The sequence below is a fragment of the Streptomyces sp. NBC_00287 genome (genome assembly GCF_036173105.1).
Taxonomy (GTDB): domain Bacteria; phylum Actinomycetota; class Actinomycetes; order Streptomycetales; family Streptomycetaceae; genus Streptomyces.
Genome location: NZ_CP108053.1, coordinates 9,096,563 through 9,122,441, shown reverse-complemented (window position 1 = coordinate 9,122,441; position 25,879 = coordinate 9,096,563). Strand labels below are relative to the sequence as shown.

The following is a 25,879-nucleotide window of genomic DNA, read 5'->3' as shown; positions in this document are numbered from 1 at the left end:
ATGGCAGGGGCAAGGCAAGAACCGCGGGCGGAGTCGGCGACGACCGACCGGGAGATCGTGATCTCCCGGGTCATCGACGCCCCGCGGGAGCTGGTGTTCGAGGCGTTCACCGAGGTCCGGCACCTGTCGCGATGGTGGGGCCCGGAGGGGTTCACCACCACCACGCGGTCCTTCGAGTTCCGCGAGGGCGGGGAGTGGGACTTCGTGCTGCACGGGCCGGACGGGACCGACTACTCCGAGTGGATCCGCTGGCTGCGGATTGCCCCACCGGAGCGGATCGCGCTGCTGCACGGTGAGTCCCGCGACGACCCGAACGCCTTCGAGTCGGTCCTGACCTTCGCGCCGGACGGCGCGGCGACCCGGATCGTGATGCGCACGGTGTTCCCCACCAAGGAACTGCGCGACGAGGCGGTCGAGAAGTACCACGCGATCGAGGGCGGCCGGCAGACCCTGAGCAGCCTGGCGGCCTACGTCACCGACCTCGCGCGAAAGGAGGCGGAGGGCTGATGGCCGGGAAGGTGTTCTTCAGTGTGACGATGTCGCTGGACGGCTTCATCGCGCCCGAGCCCGAGCCCGTTGACCTCTTCGCGCCCGACAGGCAGGGCGACCCGGACGTTCAGCGCTGGATGGCGCAGTGGACGGAGCTGCAGCAGTGGGTCTTCCCGCTGCGGTTCTTCCGGGAGAACCTGAAGCTGGGCGAGGGCGGCGAGGAGGGCCGCGACAACGACATCGCGCGAGAGACGTTCGAGCGCACCGGCGCGAGCGTCATGGGCAAGCGCATGTTCGACCTCGGCGAGCAGGCATGGCCGAAGGAGCCGCCCTTCCACACCCCGGTCTTCGTCGTGACGCACACCGAGCGTGACCCGTGGGAGCGGCCCGGTGGCACCACGTTCCACTTCGTCAACGACGGCATCGAGCACGCCCTCGACCAGGCCCGCGAGGCCGCCGCCGACCGCGACGTCCGCATCGCGGGCGGCGGCGCGACGATCCTGGAGTACCTGAACGCCGGTCTGGTCGACGAGTTCTCGATCACGCTGTCACCGGTGCTGTTCGGCGCCGGCACCCGTCTGTTCGACGGCGTGGACGCATCCAGGGTCGCGCTGGAGCCGGTCCGTTCGGAGCCCTCGTCGCGGGTGACACACCTGACCTACGCCGTGCACCCACGGTAGCCCCGCCACCACTCCATCCCAGCGCCCCGAGCACCCACGGCGCACACGCCGATCGGGCTGCGGCTTCAGGCCGCCATACACCGCTCTGTCCAGCAGGCCACCTCGCCGGCGGCACGGCATTGGCAGCGGCTGTGTCCGGGGTCTATACGGGCATCCAGGCACCCGCTGGTAAAATGAAGGCTCGCTTCGACTTCGCCGGGGCCCGTACCAAGGGGTACGGGCCCCGGATCATTCCGGGGCGCCTGATCAGGAAGGTTCCCCCATGAACGCGAAGCCGTCGACGCCGCAGACGGTGTCTCCGGGCCTGCCTCCGGCCGCGTCCTTCGAGGCACTCGGGATGCCGACGAAGCTGATGAAGACGATGGCCGACCTTGGAGTGACGGAGCCGTTCCCGATCCAGGCGGCTACCCTGCCGGGCGCGCTGGCCGGCCGCGATGTCCTCGGCCGCGCCCGGACCGGCTCCGGCAAAACCCTGGCTTTCGGGCTGGCCCTCCTCGCCCGGACCGCCGGTCTGCGAGCGGAGCCGAAGCGGCCGCTCGCGCTGGTCCTGGTGCCGACCCGAGAACTCGCACAGCAGGTGAGCGACGCGCTGGCCCCGTACGCGCAGACTCTGAATGTGCGACTGGCGACGGTGGTCGGCGGGCTGTCGATCAACCGGCAGCAGGCCCTGCTGCGGACCGGAGCCGACGTCGTCATCGCCACGCCGGGACGGCTGACCGACCTGGTGTCGCGCCGCGACTGCCACCTCAACCAGGTACGGATCACGGTGCTGGACGAGGCTGACCAGATGTGCGACCTGGGTTTTCTGCCGCAGGTCTCGGAAATCCTGGACCAGGTGCGCCCCGACGGACAGCGGCTGCTGTTCTCGGCCACCCTCGACCGAGACGTCGACCAGCTGGTGCAGAGCTACCTTCATGACCCGGTTCTCGCCTCGGTCGACCCGGCGGCGGGCTCGGTCACCACGATGGAACACCATGTGCTGAACATCCACGCCGCCGACAAGTACGCGACCGCGACCGAGATCGCCGCGCGGGACGGCCGGGTACTGATGTTCCTGGACACCAAGGCCGGCGTGGACCAGTTCACCCGTCACCTGCGTGCCAGCGGCGTGCGGGCCGGTGCCCTGCACAGCGGAAAGTCGCAGCCGCAGCGTACGCACACGCTCGGCCAGTTCAAGGACGGTGAGATCACCGTGCTGGTGGCCACCAATGTCGCCGCGCGGGGCATTCACATCGACACGCTCGACCTCGTCGTCAACGTCGACCCGCCGGCCGACGCCAAGGACTACCTGCACCGTGGCGGGCGCACGGCACGCGCCGGCGAGGCCGGGACCGTGGTCACCCTGGTCACCCCCAACCAACGGCGCGATGTGAACCGGATGATGTCCGAGGCCGGGATCCGGCCCACGGTCACGCAAGTGCGCTCCGGCGAGGCGACGCTGACCGCCATCACCGGCGCGAAACGCCCGCCGACCGCGGCGAAGAAGAGCAGCGGCAACGCCCCCTTCCGCGGTCTCGGCTCCCGTACGGGCCGCCCCGCGAAGGAGTCCCGCAAAGCCGCCGAGGCCCGCAAGACCGCGGAAGCCCGCGCGGCGGCCAGGGTACGCAAGGGCCGCTGACGCCCGCGCTGCGATCCCTGGCCGCATGACCAACGGCGCGCTACTCCGTTCGAGTGGTGCGTTCAGGCCCCCGGTCGTAGCGTCGAGTCCGGGACATGTCGGCGAGCGGCAGCGGGGAACGGCCATGCATATACGCGCACTCACGACGACGGTCACGCTCTGCGCGGTCGCCGCCCTCGCCGCCGCGGCAGGCGCGCCTCCTGGGGCCCGGCCGGCCCCGGCACCCGCCGCGCAGACCGCACAGCAGCGCACCGGTCTTCCGGTCCTCGTCGACTGTCTGTGGCACCCGCAGGTGCGTCCATCCGAATTCATGCTTGCCTGCGGCGACGGCAACAGCCGCCTGGCCTCACTGCGTTGGTCCCAGTGGGGCGCGGATTCGGCGCGGGCCGAAGGTGTGAACTGGGTCAACGACTGCAAGCCGTACTGCGCGGCAGGCCGCTTCCACGCATATCCGGTGACCGTACGGCTCGACCATCCGCAGCCCTGGAAGAAGCGGCCTCAGCTCTCGCACTACTCCCGGATCACCCTCGTGTACACGGACAGTCGGCCGGAGCGGTTCTCGCAGACCCAGTCCTATCCGCTCTGGGACTGAGCGCCCCGCTCCCAACGACGCCGCCCGAACGTTCGCGCGGCCGCGTGGTGGTCGTCAGTCGGGCCGTTGGGTGCGGTATTCGTGAGCGAGGCCGTGCGTGCGGGGCCCGAAGGGAAGGACCAGGGCCCGCAGCAGCACAGGGTGCGATGGCCGGAGGACCGTGGGATCCGACGGCCGACGCATCGCCCCGATGTCCTGCCATCCCCACGACAGGAAGGCGTCGTAGGCCAGAGCGTCGGCTTGGTCGACCAGTGTCGCCCCGAGCGAGGCATGATGGTCGGCGAGCAGCCGTTGCTGGAGTCGGCGGGCGAGGTCCTGGTCGTCCGTATGAGGGTGCACCACGATCTCGGTGATCGCGAAGACGTGTCCGGACGCGGTGAGCTGCTCGACGCTCTGCGGAAGTGTCCCGTCGAACCCCCTCCACCATGTCCCCTCGCGGGGTACGGGGAATCCGTAGGCACACCCGGCGAAGGCTGTTTCCTCCGCGATCAACAGGGCGAATCCGGCGCGCCGGATGTCGCCGGTGAGCCGCCGCAGAAACGTCTCCCGGCCTCGGTACTCCTCGCCTGGCTGCGCGCGGGAGGACTCCACGTACAGATCGGCCAGGTCCTCCCGCAGGGTCTCGGCCTGCCAGCGGTTCAGCCGGCGCAGACGTACCGCGTGGGCGGAAGTCGGTCTGCTTGCCTCACCCCGTGGCGGCTCGCGGCGGAGCGGGGCCATCACGGCGCACCGCCCGCGGCTGCGGGAACCCGAAGTGATGGTGGTCGAGCGGTGTGGAGCTCGTGGAGCAGGAAGCCGCAGCCGGTGATCTCGATGATGCGGGTCATGGACGGCGGCGGATAGTGCAGTTGGAGGGTCATTCCGGCACCGGTGGCGAGCCGGGATGCCGTCAGGAAGGCGTTGAGTCCACTGGCGTCACAGAAGGTGACCGCCGTGAGATCGACGTCGGCGGAGCGGATACCGTCGCTGAGGCATGCGGCCAGTGCGTCACGCACGAGCGGGGCGGTGGCCAGGTCGATCTCTCCTGCGAGGGTGATCAGCGCACGGGTGGTGTGGTCGTGCCGGTAGACATTCAGCTGGGGAAGGGGCATGGCTCCTCGGTTCGGGGTGCCCGTCGGAGAGTGCCGCGCGGCAGGGCCGGGTCCGGCCGTCGCGGCGTGCCGCCGATACGGGGGTGCGCGATGACGGGTGACGGCCGGTCCGCCGGCCCGAGTTGGCGAGCACGGGGGCGGATCGGTCGTCCGGGGATGCGCCGTGGAATCGGTCGGAAGGTCCGCGCCCGGCGGGCATCGTGTCCTGGAGGGGTGCCGTCCGAGGCACGGACGGCTCATCCGCCTCCTTGGCTCTGTGCCGTCCCCGAGCCCGGGCAGCCCGGGCTCGGGGCACAGGACACGGGAAGACCCCGGCCTGTGCGGTGCTGCGGCCGGGGTCTCGGGCTGCGGGCTGTGCTGTGAGTTCGGCCCGTTCGACGGGCCGGGAGAGCCTGCGGGAACGATGGGATCATCCCGCTCCCTTACGGGTGCGGCGCCGGGGGCGGCGCCGCCCGCGTCCGCCGTCGCGATGGTCACGGCGGCCGCCGGGGCCGCTTTCCCCCGCCCGACCTCGGGCCTTCAGCGGAGCCGACGGGGCCGGCCCCGCAGCGGGCATCCCGGAGCGGCCGTAGTGGAAGGCCGCGATGCGGTCGCTGTGCTGCGAGTTGAGCAGGTGAATGAGAAGCACCCCAAGGGCGATCATCGCCAGGATCACCACCATGGTCACGAGCGTCTGCATGGTTCTCACCACCCCGTCGGCTGATGCGGCATCGCGGCGGTCACGGTCGGGATCTGTGGACGTGCGGCCGGATCGCGGGCCTCATGTCCTCCTTCGGAGTCCCAGACCGCTTCCACGGCCCGGTCGGCCTCGGACACCGTCCGCAGGCGCGCCGCCTCCTCCATCAACCGGCTCGCGGTCGACGTGCCCAGGGGGGCGCTCGCGGCGGCCATCAGCCAGGCGGCCGAGACGGGAGTCGTCTGCGGCGGGACCACCAGGAGGTTCCAGCGGCCCATGCCGAGCGAGAGCAACAGCAGTTCGTGCGGGTCCTGCTCGGCCAGGAACCAGCCCACCTTCACCACGTGCCCGGCGACGGGCACCTTGCGCGGCACGATCGGCCAGTGGGTGGGATTCACCGTGACCCGGGTGATCCTCCCCCACAGCGGATCCAGTACGTCGGTCAGAGAGGGGAGTTCCGCCCCGAGATCGCGAGAGCGGGGCCACCAGGCGCCGTCCAGCAGAGCCGGTGCGGAACCGACAGGAGCCAGCGACAGACGGAGAGAGGACGAGGAGAACCGGTCATCGGCTTCGAGTGTCGGCGGTAGGGAAATGGTCGCAGTCATGACGCGAACCCTGCCCCGGACCGGCCGTAACCGGCCCGGCGTATTCAATCGCCGAAAACGACACGAGCCTGAAAGCCGGTGCGCGAAATATCCTCGGTATTCCCAGCGTACTCCTCGGACAGGCCCAACGGACCGTACGGTCCGCTCAGGAACGGTCCCAGCGCCCCCTGTTCGTGGCGGGGTGTGCGCTCTCCCAAGCAGGTGCACCAGACCGAGCGCCAACGGCAGCTGCGGCACCGTGGAGATGACACCGATCGTGACGGTGTTGGCCGGCGCGCCCCTGATCCGAGACGGCCGCCTCTACGAAGTCGCCGCGCCTCGACCCACCGGTTGGTCCCTGCGATCGTCCGACCGCCACAACCAGCGGAGGGCATCGGGAAGCAGGACCCCGCCGTGGTTGGGGCTGTGGCCGCCATCGCCCAGGACGAGGCGGAAGTCGTAGCCGGCTTCTGCGAGCGCGGCCGCGACGCGCAGGTTGTTGGCGAGCCAGTTTGCCCGGGGTTCGTTCCAGCGCAGGTCACGATGGCCCGCTTGCATGAAGATGCGCAGCGGCCTGCGAGGGACGCGGGGGATGAGTTCGGGGTATGGGTTGCCGCCTGGCATCTGCGTGAAGCTGGACAGGTACCCGATCACCCGGCGGAATTTGTCCGGGCGCAGCCAGGCTGCGGTAAAGGCGCAGTTGCCGCCGCTACTGCCACCACAGATGCCCCACCGGTCGGGGTCCTCGACGATCGAATAGCGCTTCGTGACCTCAGGGATGATCTCTGTCAGGAGAAAGCTGACGTACCGATCGTCGTAGGCGTCGTACTCGGTATTGCGGTTCTTCGGATCCTCAGCATCTTGGAAGACACCCGGGTCGACGAACACTCCGATGGTGACCGGGATGTCACCGCGGTGGACGAGATTGTCCAAAACGATCGCGCCTCGGACCTCCCCTTCAGGGTCCAGGTACCACCATCCGTCCTGGAACACCATCAGCGACGCCGGCTCCGAGGGGTCGTACCGCGCGGGCACATGCAACCAGAACTTCCGTGAAGTTCCCGGGTAGATCGCGCTGTCGCTCCAGTCGAGCTCGATCGTCTCGCCAGCCGGTACGCCTGACTGCACGGCGGAGTCGGGGCCATGGGCATAGCGCACGTCCGACTGGTGAATCGGAAGCGGCTCGTAGGGCACCTCGATCGTCACGCGGCCCAACCTAGGAGAGATCAGGAACGGCCTCAACGGGGTTTATGACTGCCCCGCACGGCTTGACTTCTCCTCGAACCGCTCCACCTCCGTGAGCCCCAGCATCGCGCGGTCGTCGGCGGTCTGAGTGCAGAGCACCACCGGCTCTACGGGCAGCGCAGCGGCGAACCGGTCGAGTGCCGCTGCGCACGTCGTGTCCCCCAGGCCTCCGGTGCGAGGGCGGCGTAGTCACTCGGCAGCTGTCACCTCCACAGAGAGGTCGTTGTCGACCGTGTAGTAGGGACGCACGGCGACACCGCCCACCGTGGCCGACGGATACACAAAGATCTCCTTGCGGTCCGCCACGTCGTCAAACAGACGGCCGACACGGATGACAGGCGCGCCCTCGGCGGGTCCCGTCTGAACGCTGATGTCCCAGACGCGATTTCCGGTGGCCTCGACGGCGATCAACTCTTCGAAGTCCACGGTGAAGCAGAATCGCCGGCCGGCGCTCGCGGCCTGCGGCTCCCGGGTCCGTACCACGCCGTTGGAACCCCTCGCACGCAGCCGTACGACGGCTCCCGCGGAGAGGGCCGCGCCATGCAACCGCGCCTTGACCGTCATCGACCGGTCCGTTACGTCAATGCCCTCGACCTCGGCTTGGGCGGTGCGCAGCCATGTCCGTACCGCGAGATACCCATCCTTGGTGGTGTACGGAATCCGCACCGCCACCGGCGACGGCCAGTCACGGGTGTGTCCGTCGACCAGCGCTCGCAGGTCCCGCAGACCGGGGCGGAGCCGCCGCCGCGGCGCTCCCGGTTCGGGGAGCAGGTACACGTCCCACCGTCCCTCGGCGAGAGGGGGCTGCGACTCCAGGACAGCGCGCCGGCCACCGTCGTCCACCGCTTCGAGGGGGAGGACACAAAGGACTTCCTCGGGCTGTCCTTTCTTGGGGCGCAACCGCAGCAGCAGCTGAGCCGACTGGGAATCCGATGCCTCAAGTGCGGGAAGGTCAAAGGTGATTCGGCCGTCCGCTTCGGCCGTGCAGTGGGCACGGAGTTGCGTGTCCTGCGTCGTGTCTTGTTCCCTGTTCATCGCTGTCCCCTCCGTACTGCGCGCAGCGCACTGCCGGCCGCGGCATGGGCGGCGTCGCGCGCGGCGAAGCCCCAGCTGATCAGGCCGCGATGGATCCGGTCGCGCTCCGGTGCGACCGGCCGCCCGGCCCTTCTCGCCGATATCGCCTCGCCGATCAGGCGTTCGGCCTGCTCCACGACGGGGACCGGGGCGAACCGTCGCGCGTTCTCCATGGCCGTGCGGCCCATCCGTCTGCGCCGCTCGTCGTCACCGACGAGTTCCAGCAGAGCGTCGGCAAGCGCGTCACGGTCCCCGACCGGCACCAGCCGGCCGTCGACCCCGTCCTTGATGATCTCGCCCGGTCCGTGCGGGCAGTCGGTGCTGACCACGGGGAGTCCGCAGCGCATCGCCTCGACGATGGTCATGCCGAACGGCTCGAAGTTGGACGCGGCCGCCCCGATCGATCCCTTGACCCACTCCGCCTCCATCGGGGCGGCCGCACCCATCAAGAAGACGTTGTCGCACAAGCCCAGGCTCTGGATGAGCTGACGCAGCCGGGCGTGTTCCTCCCCCTTTCCATAGATCCGCAGCTGCCAGTCCGAGTGTTCGGCGGCCACCCGGGCGAATGCCTCGACGAGCAGGTCGTAACGTTTCACCGGAACCAGCCGACCAGCCGCGACGACCACCTTCGCGCGGCCGTCCGCGGCAGGGAGCACCGGATCGGGGACGCTGTTGGGAAGCGCCTCCACCCTGACGCCGGGCAACCGCATCTTGCGCCGGTAGGCGGCAGCGTCCGCCTCCGTGACCGTGGTGAGCACGTCGAGCCGCCGGTAGGCCTGACGCAACGCCGTGCGCAGCGACGGTGAGTGGTTGTCGAGGGTGAGATGCTCCTGCCCGATACGGACGACGTGTCGCGGGGCCTGAACTGCAAGGTGCACGTTGAGCCCGGGTCGCGTGCCGATGAGCACATCGGCGTCGGTCGCCGCCAGACACTCACCGATCCGCTGATCGGTCAACTCGCTGTACTGCTGGTAACGGTATTCGGCGGCCGGGAACACCCGCGCAGGTCTCAGATGCAGCGGATGGTCCTTTTCCTTCCTCAAGTCCACCAGCGGTCGTAGCGAAACTCTCGGGTCCAGGGTGAAATTCGGGCGCTCCCGATGGCGTAACACCGAGACGATCTCCACATCGTGCCGCGTGGCCAGCGCCTGGGCCAGATTGAAGGTCGTGGTGATCGTGCCTCCGATGCCGTAGGCGTTGTGGATCAGGAAAGAGATCTTCATGGCGGACTAGACCTCCTCAACCTCCTTCCCGTTGCCCGCCGTTATCGCTTTGTTCCCTTTCCGATCATGCTTCTGAAGGCCGACCGTCGGCCACCATGCGGGCCAGGGCGCCCCCGCGACAGCTTTGTCACGGTCCGGGCACGCCTCACCGATACGTCTGGCCCCGCAACCGCCGTGGCCGAAATTGTGTCTCTGAGCGCGTGGCATGGCCGCTGGGGAGTGGCCGAGGCTCCGCCACTTGGGGGATGCGATGAGCACATGGGCAGTGCCCGGATACGCCGAGTCACTCGAACTCGGCGCGGGAGCGAGCGGGCGGGTCGTCCTGGCCGTCCACCAGGAAACCGGCGTCGCGGTCGCGGTGAAGTACCTCAGCGAGTCCCTGCTCACCCGGCCTGGCTTCGTGTACGACTTCCGAGCGGAAGCACGGCTGCTCGGCGGACTTGAGAGCCCGTACGTCACCGGTCTGTACGAGTACGTCGAGAGCCCGCACGGCGCCGCCATCGTGATGGAGCTGGTGGACGGCGTCTCCCTGCGGACCCTGCTGGCCCGCCACGGCCCCCTCGACCCTGAAGCCGCGCTCGTCATCCTCAAGGGATCACTGCTCGGCCTGGCCGACGCCCACCGCATCGGCGTCGTCCACCGTGACTACAAACCCGAGAATGTCCTGGTCGTGCCGGACGGTTCGTCCAAACTCGTCGACTTCGGGATCGCGGTGGACTCGGGCACCAGCGCCGGTGTGGCGGGAACCCCGTCGTACATGTCCCCGGAGCAGTGGACAGGCGCGCCCGCCTCACCAGCCGCCGACGTGTACGCGGCCACGGCCACCTTCTTCGAGTGCCTGACGGGTCACAAGCCGTACTCGGGCGACAACTTCGCGGAGCTGGCGCTGCAGCACGTCGAGGCACCCGTCCCTGCCGAGGAGGCCCCCGAAGCCGTGCGTGCGCTCGTCCGCCGCGGCCTGGCCAAGGACGCGGCGGAACGGCCCGCGCAGGCAGAGGAGTTCGTCACAGAACTGGAGGCGGTCGCCGGCACCGCCTATGGGCACGACTGGGAGGAACGGGGCCGAGGCCGGCTCGCCGCGCTGGTGGCACTCCTGCCGCTGCTGCTGCCTTCGGCCCACAGCGCCCCCCGCACCACCACGGACACCGCACGCACAGTCCTGCCCCAAGGGCCGCGCCCCGTCCCGGCACGATCATGGCTGCCCGGCCGACCCGGAATGCTGGTATCGGTCGCTGCCGTCATCCTCGGAGTGCTCCTGACCTACGGAATCCCGATGAACCCCGGGACCGCGGCGCAGCAGGCGGCCCAAGCCCTGGCCACGACCAGCGCCCAGCCCGACGCGGAACCGGCCGGGACCACAGCGCCGACTTCGTCGGCCTCCCCGTCCCCGACCTCCACCGCCTCGGGAAGCCCCTCGTCGCCACCCGGCCAGTCGCCCACAGGCCCGGCGACCCCCGGTAACGACGAACCCCCCGCATCCGCCACATCAGCCGGGGAGGAGACAACCACTCCGACCGCAGGCACAGGGAGCACGGCGACGCCGACGACCGCCTCTCCCCCATCGCCGACCGCGCCCGCCGTCAAGGCCGTTGCGGTGTCGGGCTTCAGCCAGACAGGTCCCACGACCGCCACCGCCACCATCGACGTCACCACGGACGGCACCGGGCCGATCTCCATCACCGCCTCGTGGTTCACGAGCAACGCCGCGGGACAACTCGGCGCCGCCGATGGTGCTCCTCAGACCTTCACGCGCAGCGGAGCCACCACGTACTCGATCACCGTCGACCACACGTTCCAGAACACCGGCTGCTACTGGTCGATTTATGCGGCAACCGACCCGGGCGCCGCCGGCGGTGATGCCTCTCAACAGCTCCTGACCAGGCGGTGTGACATCAGATGACCGCTCAGAACGACCCCGCTCCCCCGCCCGCCGAGGATCGGGAACCGACGCACGTCCTCGACGCCGAGTACAGCGCCACCGTGCTGGCCAGCCACTGGATACAGAGACCGACATCGCACACCACGCTCGTCGAGGAGACCCCCTCACCGACACAGGCGACGCCCCCGCCCGACCGTGTCGAAGGCACCGTCCTGCGTTTCGGCCCCGGCGTCACCGCCGCCGTCGCGCACCGCACGCACGGGACACTCCCCGCAGTGACGGCACCCCCAGCACCCCCTCGTCGACCGCTGCGCAGACACGCTCTGCCCGCCCTGGTGTTGATCTGTGTCCTCGCCTTCCTCGCCTGGCAGCGCCTCGGGCCGTCCGTCGAGGTGAGCACGGTGACGGTCACGGCCCAGCCGACGGTTCTGGGGTGCGACGAGACAGCGGACATCGTCGGCGTGATCACAACGAACGGCAGTCCCGGAACGCTCACCTACCGTTGGACCAGAAGCGACGGCACCGCCTCCGACGTCCTGCGTGAAGTGATGGTCCGCGGCCAGAAACACGCCCGCCTGCACCTGCTGTGGACCTTCCAGGGCAAGGGTCACCGCCCAGCACGGGCCGAGCTTCAGATCCTCTCGCCGACCCACACAACGGTCACCGCTCAGTTCACGTACGCCTGCCCCTGACGGTTCGCAGCGGGACCATCCGCACTCCCTGCCTCAGATAACGGAAAGTCACAGAACCGCCACACCCCTACTGCGCCACCGCCAGCAGCGCGATGATGCCCGTCCGTCACCGTGCTCAAGGGGAACCATGCGCATCCGCACTGCCGCTGTCGCCACCGTCGCGCTCGTCTGCGCGCTCACCGCCTGCTCCAGCAGTACCGACCAGCCCAGCTCCGAGGCGGAAACCACCGCGAGTGAGGTCTCCCAGAAGGAGAAGGACGAGGCTCTTGCTGCCGCCGGCATCCCACCCGTACCGACCGGCGCCGACCGCCAGGCCCTCCTCGACACCCTGGCATCTGCGGCCCCGGACGTCGTGCAGTACGAGGACGAGGCGATCGACGCGGCCCGCAATCAGTGCTCGGCGATCAACGGTGGCGCGGGCATGCTCGACTATCTCGCCGCGCAGCGGTTCACGTACAAGGACGTGACAACTACGGAAGAACAGGCTGCGAAGATCAACGAGGCATTGAAGTCCTCGGGCTTCTGCGAGTTCTGACCGCCCCTGCCTTCGAGCGCCGACAAGGTCCTGCGGATCACCACGACGCGCGGCATCGGCCCAAGTGGGCAGGCCAGGGGAGGCTTTCAGGCCTCCGCGCCACGGGCGCTAGGCTTCGCCCGGCACGGACATGACGGGGGCGGAACATATGAAGTCCGAGGAGACACCGCGGTGGGCATCGGCCCTCGACGCGGTTGTGGTGTATGCGCAGGGTGCGCTGTGCAGCCGCCGGGCGCGGGGCTCCGTGCCGCCGCAGGGGCGACTGCGGGTCACGGGACTGCCTCGCTCGATGGACCCGGGTTCCCTGCGCGCCCGCGTGGTCGGCGACAGCGGTGCGCGAGTCACCGAGGTGCGGGTGGAAGTGGACGCCGAGCCGTCCGGCACTGACTCCTCCGACCGGTTGCGGCAGGAAGTGGAGCGGCTGCGCGATGCCTATGACGCGGTGCAAGAGCGCCGTGACCGGCTTCTCGCTCGCATCACGGAGATCACGGAACTGCGCCCGGTTCCACCACCGCGCAAGCGTGAGGACCCGCATCGCCGCACCCCCGCCGAAGCGTGGCTGACGCTCGCCGACTTCGTGGAGGAACGGCTGACGACCCTGCACGGCCGCCTCGCCGGGCTGGAGGAGGAGTTGCGGCACGTCGAGCACGAACTCGCCGTCGCAGCCGACCGCTTGGCCCGGGGTTCCACCGACGCGCCCTCCGCCCACGTCGAGACCACGGTCTGCGCCGTCCTGACCCTCGACGGAGCAGGTGAGGTGGAACTGGAGCTGGAGTACGGGGTTCCTGGCGCCCTCTGGGTACCGGCCTACCGGCTGGCCTACCGTCAGAGCGCGGACTCGGGCAGCCTGGTGCTGCGTGCCTCGATCGCGCAGCGCACCGGAGAGGACTGGACCGGGGTCCGTATCGCTCTGGCCACCGCCGATCTGCGACGCCGCACCGATCTGCCGAAGCTGCGCTCCCTTCGGATCGGCCGCCGTCAGCCCGTTCCCGCGCCATCCGGGTGGCGGGAGCCGCCTACGGGCCTTGCCGACCTGTTCACCGGGTACGACGCGGCAGGCCCGCGCCCACAGCCGCGATCCCACGCCGCACCTGCCGCCGTCGGAGCCGCGCCCGCGCCACCGGTCGTCGGCGGCCCCGTCCCCCCTCCACTCCCCGTCCCCCCTCCACTCCCTGTGCCCCCGACGGCGCCGCCGTACAGCGGAGCGCCCGCGCGGCCCGCCGATCCCGGCAGCACCCGCATGCCACCGACGCCCGCCTTCGCGCAGGCGCCACCGCAGCAACTCGGCCGTCCCCGAACAGGCGGCGCGCCGGTCCCCGCTCCCGCCTCCATGCCACCGGCCCCCGCCAACCCGACCGCCCCGCCGCCACCGGCGCCCCCCACGCCGGTGACCGGTCCGCCGCGGCCCACCAACGACGAGCTCGACTACGCCGCTCTCCACCTCAGCGGTCCGGACGAGCCCGCCGGCCGCAGGGGCCGTCTGTTCCCCGACGCGCCGTTCCACCCGGTGATGGTCGAACACCGCCGTCGTGCCGAAGCGGTGGCATCGCTGCCGCTGCCCGGGCATGCCGTCCGGCCCCGCGAGTCGGCAGGCTCCTTCGACCATCGTTACGACGCCGTCGCCCGCGCGGACATCCCCTCGGACGGCACCTGGCACACCGTCACCATCGGCGAGATCCCTGTCGGTCTGCGTACCGAGTACCTGTGCGTCCCGTCCGTGGAACAACGGGTGTACGGGACGCTCGTCCTCTCCAACGCCACCGACCAGGCACTGCTGGCCGGCCCGGTGGAGGTCACCGTCGACGACGACTTCCTACTGACCGCCGCGCTGCCCACGCTCGCACCCGGCGGCGTCCGCCGGATGGGGCTCGGGCCCGCGGAGGGCGTCCAGGTCACCCGGCGCGCGCACCTCAACGAGTCGACGGCGGGCCTGCGCAACAACATCACCGTGCTGGACCACCGCGTACAGGTGGACCTGGCCAACCGGCTCGCCCGGACCGTCTGCGTCGAGGTCCGAGAACAGGTGCCGGTCACCTCCGATCCGGACGTGCGGATCGACGAACGGGCCGACTGGACGGTCCCCGACGACGCCGTGGGGCCCGATCACCACACCCCGGGCACCCGCGTGTGGCGTGTCAATCTGTCCCCCGGAGGCACAGCCGTCCTGCACGGCGGCTACGAAATCCGTATCCCGGCCGCGAAGGCCCTGGTCGGCGGCAACCGCAGGAGCTGACAGTCACCATGCCCACGGATCCGGAACTGATCCCCGCCCCTGTCACCGCCGTCACCTGCCTGGAAGACCGCGCACAGGTCGAACGCACCCTCGCCCTCGACCTGCGAGCCGGCGTGCAACAGCTGCGCCTCGGACCGGTCAGCGCGCTGGCCGTCGACCGCACGCTGCACGCCGAGCTGACCGCCGACCATCAGGCAAGCATTCTCGACGCCAGAATCGTCCGCGCCTGGACACCGCGCGGGCCGCTGCCCACCGCCGAGGACTCGGCTCTGCGCCTGCGCGTACACGCTCTGGAGGAGGAACGGCTCGCGCTGGAACAGCGAACCGACCGGCTGCGCGCCCGCCTCGACCTGCTGGGCCGGCTCGCCACCGACCTCCTGCGCGAGATCGGCGAGGGAGCCGGTACGGGTGAGACGGACACGACTCGCTGGACCGAGGAACTCGACCGCGTGGACGACGAACGCGATGCGTACGGCGAGCAGTTGCGCGCCGCACAGGCCCGGCTGGCGGTCCTGGCCACCGAACTCCAGGAGACCGAACACGCCATTCTTCTGTCCGAGCAGCAACCCGCCGAGCTGCTCGGCCATGTCGAGCTGACCGTGCGGTCCGCAGCCGCGGGGCAGGCACAGCTACGGCTGACCCATCTCGTCCCCTGTGCACTGTGGCGCCCCGCCTACCGGGCTGTGCTCGACGAGGAAGCCGTGACTCTGGAGACGGATGCCATGGTCTGGCAGCGCACCGGCGAGAACTGGTCCGACGTCACCCTGACGCTGTCGACGGCCCGCTCGGCCTCGGCGAACGAGCCACCGCGCCTGGTCGAGGACCGCCTGATGCTGACCGACAGCTCCCCCGCCGAGCGGCGCACGGTCGAGGTGGAATTGCGCGAGCAGGAGATCGCCGATCTCGGCCCGGCCCCCGTGCTCGGCCTGCCCGGCGTGGACGACGGCGGTGAAACCAGGGTGCTGCGCGCTCTCGCACCCGTCTCGGTCCCCGCCGACGGACGCGCCCACCGCATTCCGCTCTCCTCCATCGCGACGCCCGCCGGCACCGAGTACGCCTGCTCCCCCGAACTGTCGCCGCTGGTGACCCAGGTAGTGCGGTTCGACAACTGCTCCGGCCACGCACTGCTCGCCGGTCCTGTGGACCTGGTGCGCGGCAGCGGGTTCAGCGGCCGCGGAACACTGGATTTCACCGCTCCCGGCGGACCGGTCGAGCTCGCGTTCGGCAGCCACGACGACTACCGCGTGCTGCGGTACGCCGAGGAGTCCCACGACACCGCCACCATGACCCAACGGACCACTGTCACCCACACGGTACGCCTGCACCTGTCCCGCTTCTCCGCTCCGGGGGCGGAGAGCGATCAGACCGTCGTGCTGCGGGAACGGATACCGGTCTCCGAAGTCTCGGCAGTAAACGTACGGCTGCGCGAGGAGGACTGTTCCCCTCTCCCCGACGCGGTTGACGACGAAGGCATCGCCCGCTGGGACATCGCCCTACCACCCGGCGGCCGCCACACGGTCACCCTCGTGTACGAACTCTCCGCAAGCGGCAAGGTCAAGGGTCTTTGAGCACGACGGCCACTCATTGACCGGGCCCAGAGTCAGGGCCGCCCGCTCAGCGGGCGGCCCCCCTTCACTCACCTACCGGGGCACTCCTTCCAGGCCACGTGGTACACGGTGCTGATGTCCCCGTCGGTCGAGTCCATCGTCATGAAGCTGACCTTGTCCGGCAAGGACGTGCCCGCGTTGACGCGGATCTCCGTGTTGATGTTGAAGTTGCGCTGAACCCCGCACGGTGCCCACACGAGCTGCGCCCAGTCGGTGACGTCCGTGGCCTGCCAGTTGTCGTTGTAGGCGCCGGCGAAGGGGTGGTTGACGAACGCCGTCTGCGATGAGCCCTGGAAGTAGTACGAGGCTCGCTGGACGGCGGTGGCGCCCGGCTGGAGCGAGGCGAAGCCCCGGTAGTCGGCGCTGGCGATGGCGTACGTGAAGCCCTGTGGGACATGGACGACCAGGTTCAGCTGGCAGTTCTTGCGGAACGCCGTGGGGGCGGAGTTGCCCCCGGCCTGGGCGAGGTAATCGCTGTAGGTCACCGTGAAGGCGGTGTTGTCCTCGGAGACGGCGACGGCGGCGGTACCCGCCGGGCAGCCTGAGCCGTTGACGGTGGCGACGTTGATGACGATCTTGTCCGGGGGCGGGTCGACGAACCCGGTGGACGGGTTGTGCGCGGGCAGCACGGCGGCGGTGAGAACGGCAGCAGCGCCGCTCAGGAACAGCCCACCTGTCATGGTCTCTCCCCTTCGCTCGGATCGGTGGGGGGTGAATGCGCCGAACCCTCCCCAGTTTGATTGTGTGGACAACCAATGAAGCTTCTGTGAAGAGCCGGGGCGACTGCATCGTAGGAAGCCACCTGGGACGCGCCCAGGGGGAACTCCGGCCATTCACCTCGGCCCGTTCACACCGCAGAAGGTCAGCCTGATCGGCGGTGCCAGTGGCCTACCGCGTCCGCCGTGCGGCACGGTACTGGCGAGCCAACACCCGCAGCAGGGCGGGCAGAGCCGGTCGAGCACCTCCGTCTGCCAGGCTGCCGCCCTTCCGGCGGACTGCTCGGAGCCGGAGTTCCTGCACCTGCACCATGGCTGTGATGAAGGGGCGCGTATGGCGTGGCACCAGGTTCACCAGTGGCCGGCTCGCGGTCAGCCGTTCATGTGCAAGTTCCGCCTGCTCACGGACCAGTTGCTCAAGTCCCGCACGGACTGCTTCCGTGGGCGCCCGAAGGCCCTCGACGGACAGTCCGTGACGCCGCAACTCCTCGCCGGGGAGGCCGACGTGGCCCTGTGCCGCGTCCTCAGCCAGATCGTCGAGGAAGTCGACGCGCTGCATCGCCTCAATGAGGTCGCGGCAGCGGCTCTCGAAGGCGGCGGCTTCTGCTCTGTTCTCCTGCTCCAGCAGACAGGCCAGGAGCATGAAGGCGGGCAGTGAGTACCCGTCGACATAGGACTGCAGTTCGTCCTCAGTGCCGAACCCGGCGTAGTCCACCTCGTGTCGTGCTCCCTGCAGGAATGCCTCAACCCGCTGCTTCAACTGCGGATGGCGCATGGCCGCGTCCCCGAGGGCGCTAAGAGTCGCACAAGTGGCAGGCGCGCCGTCGAGGGCCTTCAGAGCAGCGGTCCCCCACTCTTCCAGCGCTTTCCTGCGGGCGTCGCTTGTGCCGGTGTCGATGCGCCGGTCCGTCTCGTGCATGAAGGCGGCTGCGGCGATCACCGCGGGGTGCAGGCGCGTCGGCAGGAGGAGTCGGACCGCCAGATACTCCTCGGCCTTGAAGCGCCGGACGAGTGCACGCTGTTGACCGTACGCAGCCGTCAAGCCCGGTTCGGTAATGCCGGCCTGACGGAGCGTGCGGATCCACCTGGGCATGTTGCGTTCCTTGCCGTGTGGGGCTGTTACCGACACAGGAGCGTACGCGCAGGTCCTCAGCAGCACGTGCGGGCGCGAGAGAGCCATCCGGCGCTTTGGTCGTCGACACCGGCTTGCACCATCGTGGCCGAGCAGTCCCGAACTTCTACGCCGGATCAGGCAGCGCAAGCAGCCGGGTGCGGAAGTGGTCAAGGACCTGGTCGAGGGCCTGGCGGGTGGGCTGGCCGGGTTCGTCGATCAGATGCTCCGTGAGAACCGAGTGCGGGGGAAGCAGCCCGTCGGGGTTCGCCGCCCCGTCATCGAGTTCGATCCCGACGAACGCCTTGCCGAGCTTTTCTCGTAGCAGTGCGAAGCGTTCGGCAGGTGCGACCCGGTCGCCGCGGAAGCGTAGGCCGAGCACGGTCAGGCCCGCTTCACAGCGCTGCTGGACGGTGCGCAGGTCGCCCGGGGAGATGTCGAGGGAGCGGCGCTTTCGCGCGGTGACGGCGAGCGGGAGGGAGGGCTGGCAGAGCACGGGCGCGAGGAGGCGTTCATCGGTGGCCATAGCGAGGGCGTAGCCGCCGGTGAAGCACATGCCGAGCGCGCCGACGCCCGGGCCGCCGCACCGCTCGTGCTCGTGGACCGCGAGTGCCCGCAGCCATGTGACCACGGGTGAGGTGCGGCCCGCCGCGAGCATGGTGAACTCGCGACTCACGCAGATGTGGGCGGCAGCGCGCAGGCCTGTCATCGCCGCTCCGGTCCGCCCGTGGGCCTTCGGATCGGGATCGCGGCCGGCGACGCCGAACAGGTCCGGCAGAACCACCGTGCAGCCGATGTCGCGGACCCGCCGCGCGAATTGGGCGACCTTGGGAGTGATGCCCGGAATCTCGGCCATGACGATTACGGCCGGGCCGGTCCCGGAGCGCAGCACGACATGCGATCGGCCCTCGTGCGTGAACGGCTCCCGGGCGAAATCCGTCAGCGTGTCGTCGGCCACGCGTCCTCCTGGCTGCAGGGCGGTGCTGAATTCTGACAACGGATCAGGATCCTACTCGCAAGTAGCCACGGCCGCACCAGCCGAACTGGACATGCCCCTCAAGCAGTCGATCACGGAAACAGCGAGCGGAGTGAGGACTCACTCATTGACGGAGTGAGTCCTCACTCCGTAGTCTCGCGGTCATGACAGCACCGAAGGAGAACCAGACCACCCGCCGCCGCGCCCCCGCCATGTCGCCGGAGCAGCGGCGCACGATGATCATCCAGACCGCGATCCCGCTGATCGCCGAGTACGGCGCCGCGGTGACGACCGCGAAGATCGCCCGCGCCGCGGGCATCGGCGAGGGCACGATCTTCAGGGTCTTCGCCGACAAGGACGAGCTGCTGCACGCCTGCATGGCCGAGGCACTCTCCCCCGAGCACGCGGTCCGCGAGCTCGACGCGATCGACGTATCCCAGCCGCTGCCCGACCGGCTCGCGGAAGCAGCCGAAGCGCTGCAGGCCCACCTGTCCAGGATGGGCGCCATCGCCGGCTCGCTGGGCCATCGCGGCGGCAAACACCCCGGCACGGTACGCGGCGCGGGCCGCGACGAGTCAACGACCCGTATCCGCACGGCCCTCACAGAGCTGCTGGAGCCCGACAAGGCCGACCTGCGCCGGCCGCCGGAGCAGATCGCGGCCCTCTTCTTCGGGCTGCTGTTCACCCAGCCGCGCACGGACGACGAGCCCGACCTGACCCCAAAGGAGCTGGTGGACGTCTTCCTGCACGGGGCACTCTCAAGGGGCGCCAAGTGAGCACGCCCAGAAGGCGCCTGGGGATTACGGCCCTGGCCGTCCTGGCCCCCGTCCTGGTGTGGCTGGTCGCGGACCCACTGCTGGGGCACCGGCTGCGGATCGCCGACGGCCAGCAGACACTCGACATCGGCGCCCTGCCCGTAGCGGTCGCCGCACTGCTCGCATCGCTCTCCGGCTGGGCACTGCTGGCCGCCCTGGAACGGTCCGGGGCGCGGCGCGCCCGCGCCATCTGGACCGCGGCGGCCGGCACCGTACTGGCCGTGTCCTTCCTGCCGTTCATCGGCGACGGCATGGACGGCAGCACCCGACTCTGCCTCGCACTGATGCACCTGGCCGTGGCAGCGGTGCTGATCCCGGGCCTGGGCGGCAAGCCCCTCGAGGCGGAAGCCGGCACCGCCAGGAGGTGACCGCCGGCAAAGGACTCGCCTGCCTTGACGAGGCACTGCATTCGTTCTGGTCGCGATGTGATGGTGATTCATGGCGACCGGGCTCAGGCGGTGAGCCCGAGTGCGTCCAGCGCTGCGACAACGTCCTGACGTGCGGTCTCGTCCAGCCCACGCAGAGGACGCGGCAGGTTCGGCTCTCCGGTCAGGCCGAGGTGGGAGGCAGCGGCGGACATGACCCGCAGGCTGCCGTGGCGGCGGAACAGTGCCCACAGGGGATCAAGGGCGTCGGACAGGCCGAGGGCCGACCCTGCATGACCGGCCTGAGCGGCGCGGGTGAGTACGAGGGCGGTCAGCGGGAAGGTGCCACCGATCACCGAGTACCACGCGTCGCACCCTGCGTTCAGGCCGCGGACGGCCATCCAGTCGCCGCTCACACCGATGGTGACCGTGTCGGGGACCAGCGTCCGCAGTGCGTCGATCCGGGCCTTGGCCTGTGCCGGGTCCTCGGGAACACCCGGGATCTTGATCGAGCTGACGTTCGGCAACTGGGCGATCCTGCCGTGCAGTTCGTCACTGAAGAGCACATGCGTGGTGCGGGGGTTGGGAGCTGCTGCTCAGTGACTGTGTATGAGTGTGTTCTGGCGTGCGCGTGTGGGCGCCTTGTCCGCGGAGATCGTGATGCCGCAGGGGAACGGAGGTTCGTCCGTCGAGTGCGTGACCTTGCCGGGTAGCGGTCGTTGGATGTGATGGCAGGATCTTCAGTCCACGGCAGGGAGGTGGCGGGGTGGGCGGGCTGCGGGAGGTGGGGCCGTCGTTCGTGGTGCCCGGCCCGGCCGGGGTCGCGGTTCGTGACCGGCTCAAGGGCCTGACCGCCGCGGACGAGAAGGTTCTGCGTCTGGTCGGGGAGCATCTGGGGACGCTGGCCTCTCGTGATCTCAAAGCCCGTTGCCAGGCCGGGCCGGACCACGGCAGCGAGCAATGGGCTGAGCGCAAGCGCATCCTCACCGGCGAGTCGTCCTCGCGCTGGGCCGGGTCGATCACGAAGGCGACGCACGACCAGTGGGCGCTGGCCCGCCGTAGTCAGCTCGCGCACATCCAGAGTCTGCAGGCGGGTGTGCGCACCATCACGCACCGGCTGTCCCAGCCCCTCGGAGCGAAGGGGTCCAAGAAGGCGCCGGGCGGCTATGGCAGCAGGCGGGAGTGGTTGGCGAAGTCCCGCCGCCTGCACGTGCTCAGTGACCGGCTGGAGCGGGCGCGGGCGGACCGCGAGGCCGGGCGCGTGCACATCGTCCGCGGCGGCAAAGCACTGCTGAACACCCGCCACCACCTGGAGGCGGCCGGTCTCACCGAAGTGCAGTGGCGGCAGCGGTGGCAGACCGAACGCTGGTTCCTGGCCGCGGACGGCGAGTCCGGCAAGAGGTTCGGCAACGAGACCATCCGCGTCAGCCCCGACGGCGAGATCAGCATCAAACTGCCCGCACCCCTCGCCACACATGCCAACGCCCCGCACGGCCGGTACACGCTCACCGGCCGCGTGCAGTTCAAGCACCGGGGCAGCGAATGGGCCGACCGCGTGGAGGCGAACCGGGCCGTCGCCTACCGCATCCACTACGACACCGGCCGGGGCCGCTGGTACCTCACCGCGTCCTGGCAGCGCCCGTCGAGCCGATCCCGCTGGACGCGGCCCGCGCCCACGGCCTCATCGGCGTGGACACCAACGCCGACCACCTGGCCGCCTACACACTGGACAGGCACGGCAACCCTGTTGGCAACCCGCACCGCTTCTCCTTCGGCCTGACCGGCACCGCCGACCACCGCGACGCCCAGGTCCGGCACGCGATCACCCGCCTGCTGCACTGGGCCCAGCAGCGCGGCGTAGCCGCGATCGCCATCGAGAACCTCGACTTCGCCGCGGAAAAGACCCGCGAGAAGCACGGGCGTCGCACACGGTTCCGGCAGCTGATCTCCGGCATGCCCACCAGCAAACTCAGGGCCCGCCTCATCTCCATGGCCGCCGAACAGGGTTTGGCCATCGTGGCCGTGGACCCGGCCTACACCAGCCGATGGGGCGCCCAGCACTGGCAAAAGCCCCTCACCAGCACCACACGCAAGACCACCCGCCACGACGCAGCCGCCGTGGCGATCGGCAGGCGCGCCCTGGAGCACCCGATCCGGCGACGGACGGCACCGCCCCCACACGACCAGAGCGATCGTGCGGGGCATCGGACCGTCCAGGCCCCACCGGGCGCCCCAGGGCGCGAGGGAAACCGCCCCCGCATCCCCGGACCACGGACACGATCCGTGCCGCCCGGACGCGGAGCGAAAGCGGTCGACCAGAACGCCCAACACCGTTCGGGGCGCTCGGCTGAGCACGAGTCCTGGCACCAGGACTCACAGTGATGATTGCGGTGGCACCGCTCGGAGGCCTGACTCAAGGACTCACTGGCGCTTCGGCTGTCTGTCGGGAGAACCGTCGGTCTGTCGGGCGGTGCCACCGCGCGCGTGCCGGTCAGGCGTTCGTGACCTCATAGGAGCCCGGCCAAAGGTCCCATCACTGTCTTGTCCGTCCGTCCGACCGGCGCGTGCCCTCCCTGACGCGTCGTACGGAAGGACAGCACATCCAGCATGGCAGCAGATGAGATAGCGGTCATTGGCGGGATCGACACCCACACCGACCTGCACCAGGCGGCCGTGATCGACACCGTGGGCCGGCACCTGGCCACCGAGCCGTTCCCGACCGGTCCCGCCGGCTATGAGAGCCTGCTCGACTGGCTGCGTTCGCATGGCGAGGTTCTGGCAGTGGGCATCGAGGGCACCGGCGCCTACGGTGCCGAGATCGCCCGTTTCCTGACCACACAGGGTGTCACCGTCATCGAGGTCGACCGGCCCGACCGCAAGGCCAGGCGGGACAACGGAAAGTCCGACCCGGTGGACGCCTACGCCGCCGCGACCGCCGTGCTGTCCGGCCGGGCCTCGGGCATTCCGAAGACTCGCAACGGGATCGTGGAGGCCATCCGCACCCTGCGGGTGGCCCGCAGCTCGGCCATCAAGGCCCGCACCCAGACCATCAACCAGATCCGCACACTCATCATCACCGCACCGGCCGCGGTGCGCGAGAGGCTGCGCGGCCTGGCCACCGGCGAGCTGATCGACGCCCTGGCCCGGTCCCGGCCCGCGGGCGACCTCGCGGATCCGCACTGCGCGGTCAGGATCACGCTGCGACGGCTCGCCCGCCGCTGCCAGCGGCTGGAGGAGGAAATCACCGAAGCCGACGTGGACCTGGGCCCGCTGGTCACCCGGGCCGCACCACGGCTGATCGCTCTGCCCGGCGTCGGCCCCGAGAGCGCGGGCCAGCTGCTGACCACCGTCGGCGACAACCCATACCGCCTGCGCTCGGAAGCGTCCTTCGCCCACCTGTGCGGTGCCGCCCCGCTGCCGGCCTCCTCCGGCCGCACCAACCGGCACCGCCTCAACCGGGGCGGCGACCGCCAAGCCAACCGGGCCCTGCACACGATCGTGCTGGTCCGCATGCGCCACGACCAGCGCACCCGCGAGTACGTCGCCAGACGCACCGCCGAAGGCATGACCAAGAAGGACATCATGCGCTGCTTGAAACGGTTCGTCGCCCGCGAGGTCTACCAGCATCTGCCCCGCCCGCACATCACCGCCGAACAGTTCAAGCAAGCCGCTTGACGATCTATAGGAGCTTCTCCCACTCAGTCTTTAGGAACGGTTCCTGACTTGGGACTACGGGCCGACGCTCACTGCTGCGGGAGCCCGCTGGATGCGGGAGCTGGGCATCGTCGACGAACCCGCCGCGTCGTCGCCCCGCCCGCATGTGCGGACGTGCCTCGACTGGACCGAGCAACGGCTCCACCTGGCGGGCGGTGTCGGGGCCGCCGTCTTCCGACACGCCGTCGGGGAGTCCTGGCTTGTCCACACACGCGACACACGGATCGTGAAGCTGACCGCCGACGGCCACAGCGCACTTCGCCTGCACCTGCGTCTGACGAACACGGCCCTGACAGCCGACTGAGGCCCGCACCGGCAGAACCGAGCTCTCTCCAAGGCGGCAGGCCAGAGCGAACGCGCGGCACGCACGACCGTGTGTCCGCCCATTCCGCCCTGCCCTACGCTCCCAGGTCACGAGATCGACCGCTGAGCGCGCAGTTGACACCACAGGGAGCAGTGTGCCGCCTTTCGTCTACCGGATTACCAAGTACAACCCCGCCGATCGCGACGAGCACGGCCACTACATCGGTGTCGAGGAGCCGACCAGCGACCACGGGGCAGTGGAGTCCGCCTATTTGCAGGCTGTCGCTGCCTTTGCCGCGGCCGCCGGCATCGACCACTTGGCCATTCGCGAGCCGCAGATCCCTGGCGTCGCCCATTTCGGCCTGGAGCCGGCCATGGAAGGCCACGGTCTGGACGATCTCTTCCCACGTGATCTCCGCGGATTCCACGACGGCGCAGAGGTCTCCCTCTCCGTCGGTCTGGAGCTGGTGCGGGTCATGCTCCGCGACAACGGCGCCTGGTGCCACCTGGAAGTGGAGGACGCATTCGCTGTGCACGTGGGGTGGGACCAGTACGTCTATGTCAGCAGCGAGCAGCCCTGCGAGAGCGCCCTTGCACGCACGCGGGCCCTCGGACTCTTCCCGGAACGACTGCAGGCGTCGCCCTACGAGGCGGACTTCGACGAGCCCGGCGTGCAGCGCCCCGCCGACGAGGACTTCTGGGCCCATTTGCGCTGGTCCATCACAGGGGGGCAGGCAGCCATATTGGAGGAGGCGTACGTCGACAACGCCGCCCGCTGGCACCGCATAACGGAGCACACCCTTGACGCAGTACGCGCCAAGCTCACCCCACGCGCCAAGTTGTCTGTCTGGCCGGACCTGTCCGCCGACGTCGATGCCGTTCTCGCCACACTCCCCGACGAAGGCCTGGTGGAACTCGTTTGGGAAGACAGGAACGGCGCCATCACCAGCACAATCACCGACGAAACCGAGTATCAAGCACTGGCCGCCCACGTGGCGGGCGCGCGGGCCGCTGCCGCACTGCCCCTGGACGTCGATTCACGTCAACCCCTGTTCTCCGCCGTGCTGCCCGACAGTGACGGCGTTCTGCGGGCCCGGTGGAGGACCGAGCAGAGCCGCAGTGACCGGAACTGGGCCTTTCTGAAGAATCTCCACCGCGGGCAGGTCGTCACCGGAGTGGTCACGGAGATCGCCGACTTCGGCGTCACTTTCGTGGACATCGGCGGCTTCACTGCAATGATCAACGTTCCAGAGCTGTCCTGGAGGCACATCAATCATCCCTCCGACGTCGTCACCGTCGGGCAGGAAATCGCGGCCGAGGTCCTCGACGTCGACCTGGTGAGAGAGCGTGTGCCGCTGTCGTTGAAGTCATTGCAGGTGGACCCGATGACTCAGTTCATTCAACAGGTCGGCCAAGTGGTGACCGGTGTCGTGACCAAACTTGTGCCGATCGGCGTCTTCGTCCGTATCGAAGACCGCGAGGATGGCTTCGAAGGACTCGTGCACATCACCGAGCTGTCCGAGGAACCCGCTGCCACCCCCGAGGACGTGATCCAGGTCGGCGACGCTCTCTGCGTGAAGATCCTCGACGTCGACCCCACTCGACGGCGAATCGCTCTCTCCCACCTGCAGGCTCTCGCGCGGGGAGAGTCTTGACCAGAC

25 protein-coding genes and 1 pseudogene are annotated in these 25,879 nt (G+C 69.6%); 15 read left to right on the top strand and 11 right to left on the bottom strand.

Going from position 1 to position 25,879, the window contains the following annotated elements:
• The 4 genes from OHT76_RS41460 (at position 1) to OHT76_RS41445 (ending at position 3,379) form a co-directional block, all read left to right on the top strand.
• Positions 1-507, top strand: coding sequence for an SRPBCC family protein (locus OHT76_RS41460; RefSeq protein ID WP_328876047.1), 507 nt, complete (start codon positions 1-3; stop codon positions 505-507).
• On the top strand, positions 507-1,169 hold the full coding sequence (locus tag OHT76_RS41455; RefSeq protein ID WP_328876046.1) for a dihydrofolate reductase family protein: 663 nt from the start codon (positions 507-509) through the stop codon (positions 1,167-1,169). The genes OHT76_RS41460 and OHT76_RS41455 overlap by 1 nt, the downstream gene beginning before the upstream one ends.
• A 262-nt stretch (positions 1,170-1,431) precedes the next feature.
• Positions 1,432-2,787, top strand: a complete 1,356-nt coding sequence (locus tag OHT76_RS41450; protein WP_328876045.1) for a DEAD/DEAH box helicase — start codon at positions 1,432-1,434, stop codon at positions 2,785-2,787.
• 124 nt (positions 2,788-2,911) lie between these two features.
• Positions 2,912-3,379, top strand: a complete 468-nt coding sequence (locus tag OHT76_RS41445) for a hypothetical protein (RefSeq protein ID WP_328876044.1) — start codon at positions 2,912-2,914, stop codon at positions 3,377-3,379.
• Between the two features lie 54 nt (positions 3,380-3,433).
• Here OHT76_RS41445 and OHT76_RS41440 read toward each other — a convergent pair whose 3' ends face one another.
• The 7 genes from OHT76_RS41440 to OHT76_RS41410 form a co-directional block, all read right to left on the bottom strand.
• On the bottom strand, positions 3,434-4,099 hold the full coding sequence (locus OHT76_RS41440) for a hypothetical protein (RefSeq protein WP_328876043.1): 666 nt from the start codon (positions 4,097-4,099) through the stop codon (positions 3,434-3,436).
• On the bottom strand, positions 4,099-4,470 hold the full coding sequence (locus tag OHT76_RS41435) for an STAS domain-containing protein (RefSeq protein ID WP_328876042.1): 372 nt from the start codon (positions 4,468-4,470) through the stop codon (positions 4,099-4,101). Before OHT76_RS41435 ends, OHT76_RS41440 begins: the two co-directional genes overlap by 1 nt.
• A gap of 409 nt (positions 4,471-4,879) precedes the next feature.
• Positions 4,880-5,149, bottom strand: a complete 270-nt coding sequence (locus tag OHT76_RS41430; RefSeq protein WP_328876041.1) for a hypothetical protein — start codon at positions 5,147-5,149, stop codon at positions 4,880-4,882.
• A gap of 5 nt (positions 5,150-5,154) precedes the next feature.
• On the bottom strand, positions 5,155-5,751 hold the full coding sequence (locus OHT76_RS41425; RefSeq protein ID WP_328876040.1) for a DUF5994 family protein: 597 nt from the start codon (positions 5,749-5,751) through the stop codon (positions 5,155-5,157).
• A 300-nt stretch (positions 5,752-6,051) separates the two neighbouring features.
• Positions 6,052-6,936 carry an alpha/beta hydrolase gene (locus tag OHT76_RS41420; protein WP_328876039.1) on the bottom strand — a complete coding sequence of 295 codons (885 nt, stop codon included), beginning with the start codon at positions 6,934-6,936 and terminating at the stop codon, positions 6,052-6,054.
• A 228-nt stretch (positions 6,937-7,164) separates the two neighbouring features.
• Positions 7,165-8,010: a transferase gene (locus OHT76_RS41415; protein WP_328876038.1), complete on the bottom strand. Its 846-nt coding sequence runs from the start codon at positions 8,008-8,010 to the stop codon at positions 7,165-7,167.
• Positions 8,007-9,272 (bottom strand): glycosyltransferase family 4 protein, encoded by a 1,266-nt coding sequence (locus OHT76_RS41410; RefSeq protein WP_328876037.1) that lies wholly within the window; start codon positions 9,270-9,272, stop codon positions 8,007-8,009. Before OHT76_RS41410 ends, OHT76_RS41415 begins: the two co-directional genes overlap by 4 nt.
• A gap of 250 nt (positions 9,273-9,522) precedes the next feature.
• On the opposite strand from OHT76_RS41410, the gene OHT76_RS41405 reads away from it, so the two are divergent.
• The 5 genes from OHT76_RS41405 (at position 9,523) to OHT76_RS41385 (ending at position 16,179) form a co-directional block, all read left to right on the top strand.
• Positions 9,523-11,172 (top strand): serine/threonine-protein kinase, encoded by a 1,650-nt coding sequence (locus tag OHT76_RS41405; RefSeq protein ID WP_328876036.1) that lies wholly within the window; start codon positions 9,523-9,525, stop codon positions 11,170-11,172.
• Complete coding sequence (locus OHT76_RS41400) at positions 11,169-11,843, top strand: hypothetical protein (protein WP_328876035.1); 675 nt, start codon at positions 11,169-11,171, stop codon at positions 11,841-11,843. The genes OHT76_RS41405 and OHT76_RS41400 overlap by 4 nt, the downstream gene beginning before the upstream one ends.
• Positions 11,844-11,970: 127 nt before the next feature.
• Positions 11,971-12,378, top strand: a complete 408-nt coding sequence (locus OHT76_RS41395) for a hypothetical protein (protein ID WP_328876034.1) — start codon at positions 11,971-11,973, stop codon at positions 12,376-12,378.
• 148 nt (positions 12,379-12,526) lie between these two features.
• Positions 12,527-14,611 (top strand): DUF4139 domain-containing protein, encoded by a 2,085-nt coding sequence (locus OHT76_RS41390; RefSeq protein WP_328876033.1) that lies wholly within the window; start codon positions 12,527-12,529, stop codon positions 14,609-14,611.
• Between the two features lie 8 nt (positions 14,612-14,619).
• Complete coding sequence (locus OHT76_RS41385; RefSeq protein WP_328876032.1) at positions 14,620-16,179, top strand: mucoidy inhibitor MuiA family protein; 1,560 nt, start codon at positions 14,620-14,622, stop codon at positions 16,177-16,179.
• 68 nt (positions 16,180-16,247) lie between these two features.
• Here OHT76_RS41385 and OHT76_RS41380 read toward each other — a convergent pair whose 3' ends face one another.
• The 3 genes from OHT76_RS41380 to OHT76_RS41370 all read right to left on the bottom strand — a co-directional run bounded on the left by OHT76_RS41380 (position 16,248) and on the right by OHT76_RS41370 (position 19,003).
• Positions 16,248-16,898 (bottom strand): DUF4360 domain-containing protein, encoded by a 651-nt coding sequence (locus tag OHT76_RS41380; RefSeq protein ID WP_328876031.1) that lies wholly within the window; start codon positions 16,896-16,898, stop codon positions 16,248-16,250.
• Between the two features lie 208 nt (positions 16,899-17,106).
• Entirely contained in the window at positions 17,107-17,976 is an 870-nt protein-coding gene (locus OHT76_RS41375; RefSeq protein WP_328876030.1) for a phytoene/squalene synthase family protein, read from the bottom strand.
• A 196-nt stretch (positions 17,977-18,172) separates the two neighbouring features.
• Complete coding sequence (locus OHT76_RS41370; RefSeq protein ID WP_328876029.1) at positions 18,173-19,003, bottom strand: dienelactone hydrolase family protein; 831 nt, start codon at positions 19,001-19,003, stop codon at positions 18,173-18,175.
• A 182-nt stretch (positions 19,004-19,185) separates the two neighbouring features.
• Between OHT76_RS41370 and OHT76_RS41365 the strand changes: the two genes are divergently transcribed.
• Both OHT76_RS41365 and OHT76_RS41360 read left to right on the top strand, forming a co-directional pair.
• Positions 19,186-19,797: a TetR/AcrR family transcriptional regulator gene (locus tag OHT76_RS41365; RefSeq protein WP_328876028.1), complete on the top strand. Its 612-nt coding sequence runs from the start codon at positions 19,186-19,188 to the stop codon at positions 19,795-19,797.
• Positions 19,794-20,204: a DUF6069 family protein gene (locus tag OHT76_RS41360; RefSeq protein WP_328876027.1), complete on the top strand. Its 411-nt coding sequence runs from the start codon at positions 19,794-19,796 to the stop codon at positions 20,202-20,204. Before OHT76_RS41365 ends, OHT76_RS41360 begins: the two co-directional genes overlap by 4 nt.
• 83 nt (positions 20,205-20,287) lie before the next feature.
• Here the strand turns inward: OHT76_RS41360 and OHT76_RS41355 are convergent, their stop codons facing one another.
• Complete coding sequence (locus tag OHT76_RS41355; RefSeq protein WP_328876026.1) at positions 20,288-20,767, bottom strand: dihydrodipicolinate synthase family protein; 480 nt, start codon at positions 20,765-20,767, stop codon at positions 20,288-20,290.
• A gap of 200 nt (positions 20,768-20,967) precedes the next feature.
• Here OHT76_RS41355 and OHT76_RS41350 point away from each other — a divergent pair.
• The 4 genes and pseudogenes from OHT76_RS41350 (at position 20,968) to OHT76_RS41335 (ending at position 25,873) form a co-directional block, all read left to right on the top strand.
• Positions 20,968-22,583: pseudogene (locus OHT76_RS41350) on the top strand (IS200/IS605 family accessory protein TnpB-related protein).
• Between the two features lie 225 nt (positions 22,584-22,808).
• Positions 22,809-23,876: an IS110 family transposase gene (locus OHT76_RS41345; RefSeq protein ID WP_328876025.1), complete on the top strand. Its 1,068-nt coding sequence runs from the start codon at positions 22,809-22,811 to the stop codon at positions 23,874-23,876.
• 91 nt (positions 23,877-23,967) lie between these two features.
• The gene (locus OHT76_RS41340) at positions 23,968-24,219 is read left to right on the top strand and encodes a hypothetical protein (RefSeq protein WP_328876024.1); all 252 of its coding nucleotides are present in this window, start codon (positions 23,968-23,970) and stop codon (positions 24,217-24,219) included.
• A 154-nt stretch (positions 24,220-24,373) separates the two neighbouring features.
• On the top strand, positions 24,374-25,873 hold the full coding sequence (locus OHT76_RS41335) for a S1 RNA-binding domain-containing protein (protein ID WP_328876023.1): 1,500 nt from the start codon (positions 24,374-24,376) through the stop codon (positions 25,871-25,873).
• Positions 25,874-25,879 lie beyond the last annotated feature (6 nt).